At 71.7% G+C, this 11,528-nt stretch carries 15 protein-coding genes; 7 read left to right on the top strand and 8 right to left on the bottom strand.

The window, feature by feature from the left end:
• Positions 1-124 precede the first annotated feature (124 nt).
• Positions 125-1,258: a DUF6777 domain-containing protein gene (locus MQE23_RS01955; protein WP_243377988.1), complete on the top strand. Its 1,134-nt coding sequence runs from the start codon at positions 125-127 to the stop codon at positions 1,256-1,258.
• An 11-nt stretch (positions 1,259-1,269) separates the two neighbouring features.
• On the opposite strand, the gene MQE23_RS01950 is transcribed toward MQE23_RS01955, so the two are convergent.
• Both MQE23_RS01950 and MQE23_RS01945 read right to left on the bottom strand, forming a co-directional pair.
• Positions 1,270-1,683 carry a PRC-barrel domain-containing protein gene (locus MQE23_RS01950; protein WP_243377987.1) on the bottom strand — a complete coding sequence of 138 codons (414 nt, stop codon included), beginning with the start codon at positions 1,681-1,683 and terminating at the stop codon, positions 1,270-1,272.
• Complete coding sequence (locus MQE23_RS01945) at positions 1,680-2,264, bottom strand: PRC-barrel domain-containing protein (RefSeq protein WP_243377985.1); 585 nt, start codon at positions 2,262-2,264, stop codon at positions 1,680-1,682. Before MQE23_RS01945 ends, MQE23_RS01950 begins: the two co-directional genes overlap by 4 nt.
• Before the next feature lie 209 nt (positions 2,265-2,473).
• Between MQE23_RS01945 and MQE23_RS01940 the strand changes: the two genes are divergently transcribed.
• The gene (locus MQE23_RS01940; protein ID WP_243377983.1) at positions 2,474-2,938 is read left to right on the top strand and encodes an ATP-binding protein; all 465 of its coding nucleotides are present in this window, start codon (positions 2,474-2,476) and stop codon (positions 2,936-2,938) included.
• Between the two features lie 112 nt (positions 2,939-3,050).
• Here the strand turns inward: MQE23_RS01940 and MQE23_RS01935 are convergent, their stop codons facing one another.
• Positions 3,051-3,938 carry an RNA polymerase sigma factor SigF gene (locus MQE23_RS01935; protein WP_059415587.1) on the bottom strand — a complete coding sequence of 296 codons (888 nt, stop codon included), beginning with the start codon at positions 3,936-3,938 and terminating at the stop codon, positions 3,051-3,053.
• Between the two features lie 284 nt (positions 3,939-4,222).
• Here MQE23_RS01935 and MQE23_RS01930 point away from each other — a divergent pair, with 284 nt between their 5' ends.
• Entirely contained in the window at positions 4,223-4,651 is a 429-nt protein-coding gene (locus MQE23_RS01930) for a helix-turn-helix transcriptional regulator (RefSeq protein WP_020269950.1), read from the top strand.
• Between the two features lie 22 nt (positions 4,652-4,673).
• Here MQE23_RS01930 and MQE23_RS01925 read toward each other — a convergent pair whose 3' ends face one another.
• Together MQE23_RS01925 and MQE23_RS01920 are read right to left on the bottom strand one after the other, a co-directional pair.
• Entirely contained in the window at positions 4,674-5,276 is a 603-nt protein-coding gene (locus MQE23_RS01925) for an ATP-dependent Clp protease proteolytic subunit (RefSeq protein WP_020269949.1), read from the bottom strand.
• Positions 5,276-5,917: an ATP-dependent Clp protease proteolytic subunit gene (locus MQE23_RS01920; RefSeq protein WP_020269948.1), complete on the bottom strand. Its 642-nt coding sequence runs from the start codon at positions 5,915-5,917 to the stop codon at positions 5,276-5,278. Before MQE23_RS01920 ends, MQE23_RS01925 begins: the two co-directional genes overlap by 1 nt.
• A 318-nt stretch (positions 5,918-6,235) precedes the next feature.
• On the opposite strand from MQE23_RS01920, the gene MQE23_RS01915 reads away from it, so the two are divergent.
• Positions 6,236-6,718 carry a VOC family protein gene (locus MQE23_RS01915; RefSeq protein WP_020269947.1) on the top strand — a complete coding sequence of 161 codons (483 nt, stop codon included), beginning with the start codon at positions 6,236-6,238 and terminating at the stop codon, positions 6,716-6,718.
• A gap of 33 nt (positions 6,719-6,751) precedes the next feature.
• Here the strand turns inward: MQE23_RS01915 and MQE23_RS01910 are convergent, their stop codons facing one another.
• Both MQE23_RS01910 and MQE23_RS01905 read right to left on the bottom strand, forming a co-directional pair.
• Positions 6,752-7,627 carry an aminoglycoside phosphotransferase family protein gene (locus MQE23_RS01910; RefSeq protein ID WP_243377982.1) on the bottom strand — a complete coding sequence of 292 codons (876 nt, stop codon included), beginning with the start codon at positions 7,625-7,627 and terminating at the stop codon, positions 6,752-6,754.
• A 31-nt stretch (positions 7,628-7,658) separates the two neighbouring features.
• A complete protein-coding gene (locus MQE23_RS01905; protein ID WP_020269728.1) occupies positions 7,659-8,561 on the bottom strand; it encodes an SGNH/GDSL hydrolase family protein in 903 nt (300 codons plus the stop codon).
• A gap of 241 nt (positions 8,562-8,802) precedes the next feature.
• On the opposite strand from MQE23_RS01905, the gene MQE23_RS43600 reads away from it, so the two are divergent.
• From MQE23_RS43600 to MQE23_RS01890, 3 genes are all read left to right on the top strand, one after another.
• Positions 8,803-8,940 (top strand): hypothetical protein, encoded by a 138-nt coding sequence (locus tag MQE23_RS43600; protein WP_347710120.1) that lies wholly within the window; start codon positions 8,803-8,805, stop codon positions 8,938-8,940.
• 221 nt (positions 8,941-9,161) lie between these two features.
• Complete coding sequence (locus MQE23_RS01895) at positions 9,162-9,959, top strand: VOC family protein (RefSeq protein ID WP_037666827.1); 798 nt, start codon at positions 9,162-9,164, stop codon at positions 9,957-9,959.
• Between the two features lie 33 nt (positions 9,960-9,992).
• A complete protein-coding gene (locus MQE23_RS01890; protein ID WP_020269725.1) occupies positions 9,993-10,706 on the top strand; it encodes a ribonuclease H in 714 nt (237 codons plus the stop codon).
• Here MQE23_RS01890 and MQE23_RS01885 read toward each other — a convergent pair whose 3' ends face one another.
• Positions 10,707-11,528 (bottom strand): tyrosinase family protein, encoded by an 822-nt coding sequence (locus tag MQE23_RS01885; RefSeq protein WP_243377981.1) that lies wholly within the window; start codon positions 11,526-11,528, stop codon positions 10,707-10,709.

The raw sequence follows: 11,528 nt of genomic DNA, 5'->3' as shown, positions 1-11,528 counted from the left end.
GGCTTGCGAGCCGTACGGGACCGGGGCACACAATGAACTCGTAGTGGAAAAAGCGGTATACACCAGGACTAACCACCTCCCGGTGTGAGCAGGCCGCAGGGAACCCACGCGGGAAGAAGAGCACGTGAGCGTCGAACCGCCGTCGTCCGGCCGCCCGACAGGACCTCCCTCGGGGCCGCTGTCGGGTCCCTCCCAGCCGCCGTCGGGAGGCGGGCCGCCCTCCGAGCCGCCGAGCGGGGGAGGGCAGGCACCGGAGCCCCGCCGCCCCTGGTGGGGGTCGGTACCTCGCGTGGCGCTGATCGCCACCGCCGTCGTGGCCGCCGTGATCCTGGCCGTGGTGCTCACCCGGCCCGACGGCGGCGGCACCGGCGCGTCCGACGGCGGTACCAGCACGGCCGAGGGCGAGGTCTTCCTCCAGCCCGCGGCCGACTCCGGCCCGGACCCGTTCACCGAGTCCACGGCGAAGGAGAGCTCGGCCTCACCGGTCTCGCCCTCGCCCACCGAGCTGGCCACGCGGAACGCCGTCCAGGGCGTCCAGGGCGGAGCGCCCGGTCTGTACGGCGGCACGCGCAACGTCGCCAGCTGTGACGTGGAGAAGCAGATCACGTTCTTCAAGGGGGCTCCGGACAAGCAGCGGGCGTTCGCCTCCGTCGCCCGGGTGGACCCGCCCGACGTCCCCGCCTACCTGCGCTCGCTCACTCCCGTCGTGCTGCGCATCGACACGCGCGTCACCAACCACGGCTACAGCAACGGCCGTGCGACCGGCTACCAGGCCGTCCTCCAGGCCGGCACGGCCGTCCTGGTCGACGACCGCGGCATGCCCCGGGTGCGCTGCGCGTGCGGCAACCCGCTGTCCGCGCCGGTCGCCCAGCAGAGCGCGCCGAAGACGACCGGCGACGCGTGGCCGGGGTTCAAGCAGTCGAACGTCGTCGCGGTCACGCCCGCCCCGGAGCCGGTCGACGTCTTCGTCATGTGCGAGCCCGACGGCGAGTGGTTCGAGCGCCACAAGGGCGACACGGGCACGAGGGACCGCAAGACCGAGAAGCCCGACAAGCCCTCCCCCTCGGTGAGCATCACGACGCCGACGGGGACCACCGACACGGCCTCGTCGGAGCCGCCCACGAGCGAACCGCCGACCTCGGACCCGGGGACGTCGTCGGAGCCGCCCACCTCGGACCCGGGGACGTCGTCCCAGCCGCCGCCGCCGCCCGGGGACGGCACCGGGAGCGACACGACGGACCAGGCCCCGTCCTCCTGACCCGGCCCGGTTCACCCGGCACGGACCACCAGGGCGTAATCGCCGAGACCGAGCAGACGATCGGCCGGCAGGTCGCCGTGGGCGGTGCGGATCGCCTCGAGACGGCCGGTCTCCGGTTCGAACACGACGTCCTGGACCGTGCCGAGCCCGTCGCCCGTCTCGGTGAGGATCCTCAGCCCCGGCAGCTCGTGGTGCTGCGGCACCTCGGACGGGGCGGCGGCCGAGCGGACGAGCACGGCGTCCGGGCCGACGGCGTGCAGGGCGCCCCAGGCCAGCACGGACTCCCTGCGGGAGTGCCTGCGGCGCACCCGGACGTGGGTGACCACACCGGCCGGGGCGTCGACCGTCAGGGATTTCAGGACTCCGATCTCTTCCGCCTCGGTCGTCAGCACCGGCAGCCCCCGGGCCTGCGAGAACAGCATCATGGCGATGTCCCCTCGTGCCCCTCGTCGAAGGCACCGACCCGGGCGGCGAAGGCCGGCAGGTCGTCGGCCACGTAGCGGGTGGCGTCCGCCGGGATCACCAGCGCCCGGCCGGAGACCGTGAGCGTCTCGCCGCGCGGCACGTACACCCGGTGCCGGCGCCCCCTGGAGCCCTGCGCCAGCGCCTTGCCCGCGGCGATCCGGAAGCCCACGACCCGGCCGCTGGTGCCGCCCTCGACGATCACGTCGAGCACCGTGCCCACCTCGGCGCCCTCGTCGGTCAGCACCCTCGCGTGCAGCACCCGGCCCTGCTGGACAGCGCGGCGTGCCACCGCGACGGGTGTGTCCGCAAGGGCACCGGCGTCGACGATCATGACCGCGTCATGGCCCAGCGAGTGCACGGCCGTCCACGGCAGGCTCTGCTTCAGCGGGCCCGACAGCAGTCCCCGGCCGCTGAGCGTGAAGCCGTCGACCCGCCCGGCGGCGGTGTCGAAGAGGGTGTCCTTGACCTGGGCGACGGCGTCGCCGCCCAGGGTGACCACCGGCAGGGTCGTCAGGCTCCGTGCCGCCCTCAGCTCGTTCATCGCGCGACCTCCCCGCGGGCGGGCCCGTACCGCGATGACCGTCCCCGGCCGTCGGCCGCCGGACCCGGTTCCTACCGGGTGCCCCGCGGACAGGGGACAATGCCCGGGGCACCGGACGGGCCGAACACCTGTCAGGACTGCGAAGCCAGGCTCGGGGTACGAGCACTGTGCAGAGCGTCCGGCCAGTCCGGCTTCCCAGAGAGAAACGAATGATCGACCACCTGGACGGGGCAGTGATACCGACTGGTTTCGACGTGCCCGTGGAACCGCTGAGGCGGGCGGCACACTACACCGGCGAGCAGGGCTGCATCGCCGAGGCGCGGTCCTTCGCCGCGCTCTTCCTCGACCAGCTCAGGACCGAGTGGTGCGCGCGCATCGACGACCGGGCCGGCGGAGCGGTGCAGCTCGTCGTGAGCGAGCTGGTCACCAACGCCGACCGGCACAGCAACGGGCCGTACATCCTGGAGCTCGTCGGCACCGACACGGCGGTGACGGTGTCGGTCTACGACAGCAGCTCCGCACTGCCCCGCATCTTCCCCCGCAACCCCGAGCGCGTCGGGCGCCACGGCCTGGAGATCGTCCACGCGCTCGCGGAGCAGGTCAGCGTCGAGCGGGTGCCGGTGGGCAAGCGGGTACGCGCCGTGCTGCCGCTCGTCGGCGAAACCGATCACTGAGCCGTCCAGCGACGCCTCCGGAGCCGACACAGACGCCCCCGGAGCCGACACAGAGGCGGGTGCCGTCCCACTCCCGCACGTGGGGGACGGCACCCGCTGGTCGCCGGCCGCGTCAGGCGCAGCCCAGCTCGCCCAGCATTCCCTCGCGCAGCCGTGTGATGATCCGCTTGATCAGGCGGGAGACATGCATCTGCGAGCAGCCCAGCCGCTCACCGATCTCCGCCTGTGTGGCCTCCTCCACGAACCGCATGTGGAGGATCTGCCGGTCGCGCTCGCTGAGCTCCGCCATCAGCGGGGCGAGCGAGTGGAAGTCCTCGACGAGCCGCAGCCCGTCCTCCTCCACGCCGATGAAGTCGGCCAGGACCGCCTCGCCGCCCTCCGGGCCGTCTCCGGTGAGCGCGGCGTCCAGTGACGACGAGTTGTACCCGTTGGCGGCGATCTGTCCCTCGACGACCTCCTTCTCGGAGATGTTCATCAGGGTGGCCAGCTCGGTCACCGTGGGTTCGCGGTCCAGCCGGCTGGCGAGTTCCTCGCGGGCCTTGGCCAGCTCCACCCGCAGTTCCTGAAGCCGCCGCGGCACGTGCACCGCCCACGTCGTGTCCCGGAAGAACCGCTTGATCTCACCGACGATGTACGGCAGCGCGAAGGAGGTGAACTCGACCTCGCGCGACAGCTCGAACCGGTCGATGGCCTTGATCAGACCGATCATGCCGGTCTGGACGATGTCCTCCATGTCGTCGCCGCGGCCCCGGAACCGGCCGGCCGCGAACCGCACGAGCGACATGTTCATCTCGATCAGCGTGTTGCGCGCGTACTGGTACTCGTGCGTGCCCTCTTCGACTTCCGTCAGGCGCTGGAAGAACTGACGGGACAGCTCCCGGGCGTCCCGTGGGGCCACGGACCGCGGGTCCACGACTCCCGGCAGTGCTCCGTCACCCGTGCCGGCCTCCGCGTTCTCTTCGACGACCTGTGCCTGCGACCGGATCACGGCGGTCTCCATTGCCTCTCCCCTGAGCGTCACGGCGGACATCTGCCTAGGTCCTTCCGGGTTGCGGGTACCCGGTTCCGTGCTACACATGCCCGGCAATCGGCGGGGCGGCGGAAAACAGGTGCCGTGCGACGGTCCGGGCCGTCGCACGCCACCCGCGTGACCGGCACCGAGCAGGCGGGTCCGGGCGGAGCCAGGGCTCCCAACGCCGCCCGGTGACCGGCCGGTTCGGCGATTCCACCGAGAGCGGAACGCCGCCCCCTTCCGCCGGCGACCACGACTCCTAGGCTGGAGAAGTGAGCAACCACGTGCCGAACGAAGCCCGCGTCATCCCCCTGCGCCCGTCCGGCGCGCGCCCCCAGGCCGCCCGTCCGGCCACCGCTCCGCCACGCCACGGACCGCCGCCTCCCGCCGCGAAGGAGCCCCTGTGGCGCGACCTGGTCGGTGACGTGCTGCGGCGCGAACGTCTTGCGCAGGAGCGCACGTTGAAGGACGTCGCCGACGAGGCGCGGATCTCCATGCCGTACCTGTCCGAGGTGGAGCGCGGCCGCAAGGAGGCCTCCTCGGAGGTCCTCGCGGCCGCCGCCCACGCCCTCGGACTGAGCCTCGGCGACCTGCTGTCGAGGGCGCAGGGCGAACTGACCCGCGTCACCGCGCGGTACCCGGGCGGCAGCCGCCGCGGGGCGTCCACCCCGTCGCACGATGGACTGTGCATGGCAGCCTGAGCCCGGTGGGCCGGCCGGCGCCTCAGACCCGCACGAGACGCCGGCTGAGCACCTCGTCGGCCAGCCCGTAACTCACCGCCTCCTGCGCGGTGAACACCTTGTCGCGGTCCATGTCGGCCCGCAGGGCCGCCACGTCGTGGTGGGTGTGCCGGGCCAGCACCTCCTCCACCTGGGAGCGGATCCGCACCATCTCCTTGGCCTGGAGCGCCAGGTCGGAGACCATGCCGCGCTGCCCGCCGGTCGCCGGCTGGCCGAGCAGCACGCGCGCGTGCTCCAGGACGAACCGCCGCCCGGGGTCACCGCCGGCCAGCAGCACCGCTGCGGTGGAGGCCGCCTGCCCGACGCAGCACGTCGAGATCGGGGCCCGTACGTACGACATCGTGTCGTAAATGGCCATCAGGGAGGTGAACGAGCCGCCGGGGGAGTTGATGTAGACCGAGATCTCGCTCTCCGGCGCCGACGACTCCAGATGGAGGAGCTGTGCGATGACGACATTGGCGACCCCGTCGTCGATCTCGGTGCCGAGGAAGATGATCCGCTCGTTGAGCAGCCGGCTGAAGACGTCGAAGGACCGCTCGCCCTGCGCGGTGCGCTCGATGACGTTCGGAATCGTGTAGCTCCCCATCACTGCAGCCCCATCCTGCGTCGCGTCGTGGCCGGGCGGACGTCATCGAGGGATTCCACGACCCGGTCCACCATGCCGTACTCCCTGGCCTCCTCGGCCGTGAACCAGCGGTCCCGGTCGCCGTCCCGGGAGATCGTCTCCGGGCTCTGGCCGGTGTGCTCGGCGGTGATCCGCTCGATGGTCCGCTTGGTGAACTCCAGGTTCTCCGCCTGGATCTCGATGTCGGCGGTGGTGCCGCCGATGCCCGCCGACGGCTGGTGCATCATGATCCGCGCGTTCGGCAGGGCGTAGCGCTTGCCCGGCGTGCCGACGCTGAGCAGGAACTGGCCCATGCTGGCGGCGAAGCCCATCGCCAGCGTGGAGACGTCGTTCGGGATGAGCCGCATCGTGTCGTAGATGGCGAGCCCCGCGTGCACCGCCCCACCGGGGCTGTTGATGTACAGGCTGATGTCGGTGCGCGGGTCCTCCGCGGACAGGACCAGCAGCTGCGCGCAGACCCGGTTCGCGGAGACCTCGTCGACCTGCGTGCCCAGCAGCACGATGCGCTGCGCGAGCAGCTGGGCGGCCAGATGGTCGTCGAACCGGGTCGGAGGGGTGTCGCCCTCCTCCGCCCGCGGGGCGAGTGTCGTGAGTGGGGTCATCGGTTCTCCTCGTCGTGGCAGAAGGGCCGCGGACATGCCGCGGAGGTGCCGTCGACTCCACTCTTGGCCTCGGACGACGCCCGCAGGCGGTTTCTCTGCCCTCGGCAGATCCGCTCCCGGCAGAGCCCGCGCCCGTACCGCCGGACTCAGCCCTTCTCGCCCAACTTCCGGAAGAACGCCGGCACATCACCCCGCCGTACGCCCGTCCCGTACCGGGCAGCTCGTGCGGCCGGAGAAATATCGCCCGCGCGGCCGATGAGTTTCCCGGTGTGGACCGGTCGACACAGATGACAGCGATCCACGCCCCAGGAGGTACTCATGGCATCCGACGGTTTCACCACGTGTCTCTGGTTCGACGGCCAGGCCGAGGAGGCCGCCCACTTCTACGTCTCGGTCTTCAAGAACTCCAGCATCGGAAAGACCGCCCGCTACCCCGAGGGAGCGCCCCAGCCCGCCGGCAGCGTGATGACCGTCGAGTTCACGGCCAACGGCCAGCGGTTCCTCGCACTCAACGGCGGCCCCCAGTTCAAGTTCACCGAGGCGGTCTCCTTCATGATCTTCTGCGAGAACCAGGAGGAGATCGACTACTACTGGACCAAGCTCACCGAGAACGGCGGCGAGCCCGGCCCCTGCGGCTGGCTCAAGGACCGGTACGGCGTGTCCTGGCAAGTCATCCCCGACCGGCTCGACGACATGATCACCGACCCCGACCCGGCGAAGGCGGCCCGGGTGACCCAGGCGTTCATGGCGATGGGCAAGTTCGACATCGCGGCCCTGGACAAGGCGTACGCCGGCGAGTGACGCGCTCCCGGACAGGGGCGGGAACCCCTGCCCCTACCGGGACTCGGCCAGGATCTCCCTGATCACATGCCGCGAGTTCTCCGCGACCGGCGGGTTGGTCTCCCAGTAGTACGGCAGTGCGATGACCGCGATCGACAGGGCCCAGCCCCGGCCTCGCGCCCACTCGGCATCGTCAGCGCCCACGGCCTCGCGGAAGACGCCGCGGACCTCGGCGGGCAGCAGACACCAGGCGCCGATGAGGTCGACGGCGGGATCGCCCACGCCCACCGTGCCGTAGTCGATCACGGCGGTCAGCCGCCCGCCGCTGACCAGCAGGTTCCCGGCCATCAGATCACCGTGCGCCCACACCGGCGGCCCGGTGTACTCCGGGGCGCGCAGGGCCTGCTCCCACAGGTCCGTCACCGCCGCGGTGTCGATCCGCCCCGCCAGCTGCGCGAGCGCCTCACGCATGAACCGGTCCCGGGCCGCCAGAGGCACACCCCGGTACCCGATCGGGCCCTCCGCAGCGTCGATCCGGCGCAGGGCGGCGACGTACGCCGCCAGGTCCTCGGCGAGCAGCCGGGGTTCCTCCAGCGCTCCGGGCACGGGATTGCGGCCGTCCAGCCAGCCGTACACCGCCCAGGGCCACGGGAAGGCCTCGCCGGGCTCACCCCGCCCGAGGGGCTCGGGCGCGGCGGCGGGCAGCCCGGGTGCCAGCCGGGGCAGCCACCGCAGTTCGTGCGTGATGGCCTCGACGGCGCGGGGATGCCGGGGGAGGCGTACGACCTTGTCCGCGCCGAGGCGGAACATGGCGTTCTCCGTCCCGGAGGACTCCAGACGCCGCAGGGGCAGCCCTGCCCACCGCGGGAACCGTCCCGCGATCAGCCGGCCGACGACCGAGACGTCGATGTCCACTTCGTCCTCATGCATCCGCACCGCACACATGGCGCCATTCGAACGGTCAACTCGCCGACTGTCGAACGGTTTTCGTGATCTCCCGGGCCATGCGCAGGATGCCGGGGGAGCGGACCGGGCAGGGCTTGGGCGTGGACGTCGTGGGCGCGAGGCAGAAGTGCAGGTAGTCGTCGTCCCGGTGCAGGGCCGTCCGGTCGCGGGACGGCTGAGTGCAGTAGTCGGGATGGGCACGCTCGTAGGCGGTGCACGGAAGGTACTGCGTCCAGGCGTAGCGGTCCGTGCCCGGACTCACCGCTCTCCCCGCGTCGGCGACGACGCCGCCCGTCGTGGCGGCCAGCCGTTCGTACAGTCCGTTCACCCGGCGCACCCGGTCGGGCGTGATCGGATCCGGACCCTGGAGCACCCACACGATCCGCGGCCGGTGGGAGCCGCCGGCCGTCGCGATCTGCTCGACGAGCCTGCGCGCGTCGGCCTCGTACCGCTCGAAGTACCGCTCCCGCGAACCGTCGTACGTGATCCGGTCCATGCACCAGGTGAAGTCCCAGGCGTTGCCCCAGAACTGCAACACCACGAAGTCCGGACGCAGCGACCGTACCAGGGCGGCCGCCTTGTCCCGGGCCGGGACGAGGGACCGCTCGCCCGTGCCCTCCAGGTAGTCGCACAGCGTGGTGCCCGAGTAGGGGGCGCTCGTGTACTTCGCGCGCAGGTCCCGGCGCAGTTCCTGGCCGAGGACCTTGTGGTTCTCCATGGCGAGCGAGTCGCCGAGGTACAGCACGGTGGGCGCCTGCACGGGGGCCCGGGCGCTGGGGGACGCGGGGGCCCGCTGATGCGTGGTCGCGGACACGTCCGGGGCGGACGGCGGGGGAGTCCCGGGCCCGGACGACGGATCACCGCACGCGCCGAGCAGCAACCCCGCCACCAGCACACCCACGATCCACGGTCTGCGCATCAGGCAACTCCCGCCCCCGGCCGGTGAAACGGCTCACCAGGCAAGCACAGCCGGACCCCGAGGGGAAGACACGTCACGACGAGTCGTTCACCGGCACCGCCGTCCCGTCGAACCGCCCGGCCTTGAGATCCGCGAGCGCCGCCACGGCCCGGGACAGCGGATACGGATGCGTGGGGGAGGCGTGTCGGTGAGGTGGATGCCGGCGACGGCCAGGACGCCGCCGCGGTCCGGTGCGCGGAGGGTGAGCGGGACCAGTTCGCCGACGGGGGCGAACAGGATCGCGCTGTCCAGCGGCTCCGGCGGCCTGGCGTACGCGTCCTGCGCGGAGGCCGCGCCCTGCTCCAGCGCCAGCCGCCGGGCGGCCGCACCGCGCGTCTGACGTGCACGGTGGCGCCCTCGGCGAGCGCCAGGCGAACGCCGCCGGCACCGTCGTGTACTCCCCGTAGCCGCCGTCGGCGGCCGCACCACCGACCACGCGCGCATCGTCCCGTCCGCCACTCGCCCGGTCCGTGACGGAACCGCCCGTTCGGCGCGCGGGTCGGTGCATGGGTGACTAGCGTGAGGAAACGGACTATCCGCTCATTCGGAAGGGCCGCAGTCATGGCCGTGCAACCTGAAGGAACCCCGTGCTGGGCCGACGCGATGTTCAATGACCTCGAAGGGGCCAAGAGCTTCTACGGAGACGTCCTCGGCTGGAGCTTCGCCGAGGCGTCGACGGAGTTCGGCAACTACACCGAGGCCTATGCGAACGGCAAGGCGGTCGCCGCCGTCGTCCCGCCCATGCCCGGCCAGGAGGGCCAGTCGCAGTGGTGCCTGTACTTCGCGGCCCGGGACGCCGCCGCCACGGCCGCCAGGATCCGTGACCACGGCGGTGAGGTGCTGATGGAGCCGATGCAGGTCGGCGACTTCGGCACGATGTGCCTGGCCCGCGACCCCGGCGGTGTCGTCTTCGGCCTCTGGCAGGCGGGCACCCACGAGGGCTTCGACACGATGGCCGAGCCGGGTGCCTACACATGGGCGGAGGTCTTCACCCGCGAGCCCGAGAAGTCCGACGCGTTCTTCCCCGCTGTCTTCTCCTACCGGCAGAAGGAGATGGAGCACGAGGCGATGGACTTCAGGATCTACGACCTCGGCGACCGCAGCGTGCTGGGCCGGATGAAGATGACGGACGACTTCCCGCCCGAGGTGCCGCCGTACATCAACGTCTACTTCGCCGTCGAGGACTGCGACGACGCCGTCGCGAAGGCCACCAAGATCGGCGGCGTCCTGCGGTTCGGGCCCATGGACACGCCGTTCGGCCGGTTCGCGGCTCTCAGCGACCCGCAGGGCGCCAACTTCTCGGTCATCGACATCACCAGGACCGAGGGTGAGATGCCGAAGACGACCGACGTGAGCTGAGACCTCGGGCCGGACGGTCCACGCGGCCATGGCATGATCGAGCCCATGCGTGAACGTGTTGTGGCCGCGTGCGACGGGGCTTCGAAGGGAAATCCCGGGCCCGCGGGCTGGGCCTGGGTCGTCGCCGACGCTTCCGAGAGCCCGGTGCGCTGGGAGGCGGGGCCGCTCGGCAGGGCCACCAACAACGTTGCGGAACTCACCGCGCTGGAGCGCCTGCTGGCGGCGACCGACCCGGACGTGCCGCTCGAGATCCGGATGGACTCGCAGTACGCCATGAAGGCCGTCACCACCTGGCTGCCCGGCTGGAAGCGCAACGGCTGGAAGACGTCCGGCGGGAAGCCGGTCGCCAACCAGGACCTCGTCGTGCGCATCGACGAGCTTCTGGACGGCCGCTCGGTGGAGTTCCGCTACGTGCCCGCCCACCAGGTCGACGGCGACCGGCTCAACGACTTCGCCGACCGGGCCGCCAGCCAGGCCGCCACCGTCCAGGAGCCCGCGGGCAGCGGCCTCGGTTCCCCCGAGCCGCCGCCCGCCCCGGACACCCCGGCCAAGGCCTCGCGGTCCCGCTCACGCGGCGGCGCGACGCGCACAGGCAAGGCGTCCGCCGCGAAGGGGTCCTCGCGCACGATCAAGGCGAAGTTCCCCGGCCGCTGCCAGTGCGGCCGTTCCTACGCGGCCGGTGAGTCCATCGCCAAGAACGACAGCGGCTGGGGCCACCCGGAGTGCCGCACGGGTGCGACCGTCTGATCAGGCGTCGAACGTGTAGTGCGCCGTGTGGTCCAGCAGATCCGCCGGACTCGTGTCGTGCCACGGCCGCATCATCTCGCGCAGGTCGATGACGTTCGGCGTGCCGGCGGCCGGCAGATAGCCGGAGCCGGGGTGCCGCCGCTGCCACTCGGCCCACAGCTTGTCGATGAACGCGTGGTGCAGCCAGAACACCGGGTCGTTGGGGGAGACCCCGGTGGCCATCTGCCCGCCGACCCAGACGTGGACGCGGTTGTGCAGATTGACGCCCCGCCACCCTTCGAGGTGATTGCGGAAACCGTCCGAGGCGCTGTTCCAGGGCGCCATGTCGTACGTGGGTATCGACAGCACCGACTCGACCTCGGCCGGCGTCGGCAACTGGCGTCCCCCGGAGCCGAGGGAGCGCCGCAGGAACGTACGGCCGTCGACCCGCACGTTGATCGGCCAGTTCCCCGACGACGCGGAGAACGGCCCGTCCGTCACCCGGCCGTCCCGCTCGCGCCCGGTGCCGCCGAGGAAGTCGGGCGCCCACAGCGAGGCACGCGGCGAACGGTCGACGCTCCAGTCCCAGTACGGCAGGGCCACCGACGCGTCCACCGACTGCAGCGCCCGCTCGAACTCCAGGAGGAATCTTCGGTGCCAGGGCAGGAAGGACGGTGAGCGGTGCCCCGTCCGCTCGCCGTCGTCGGTGTCGGAGACGATGAACGCGTTGTGCGTCGTGACGAACTCGTCGTAGCGGCCGCTGCGCTTCAACTCCAGGAGCGCGGCGACGAAACGCCGCTTCTCGTCGGCGGTCAGGGCGGACTGGTTCTTGCGGACGGTCAT

It is taken from the genome of Streptomyces sp. HP-A2021, assembly GCF_022807935.1.
Classification (GTDB): Bacteria; Actinomycetota; Actinomycetes; order Streptomycetales; family Streptomycetaceae; genus Streptomyces; species Streptomyces afghaniensis.
Note: the sequence above shows the minus strand (reverse complement) of the source record. Positions and strands in the feature narration are given on the sequence as shown.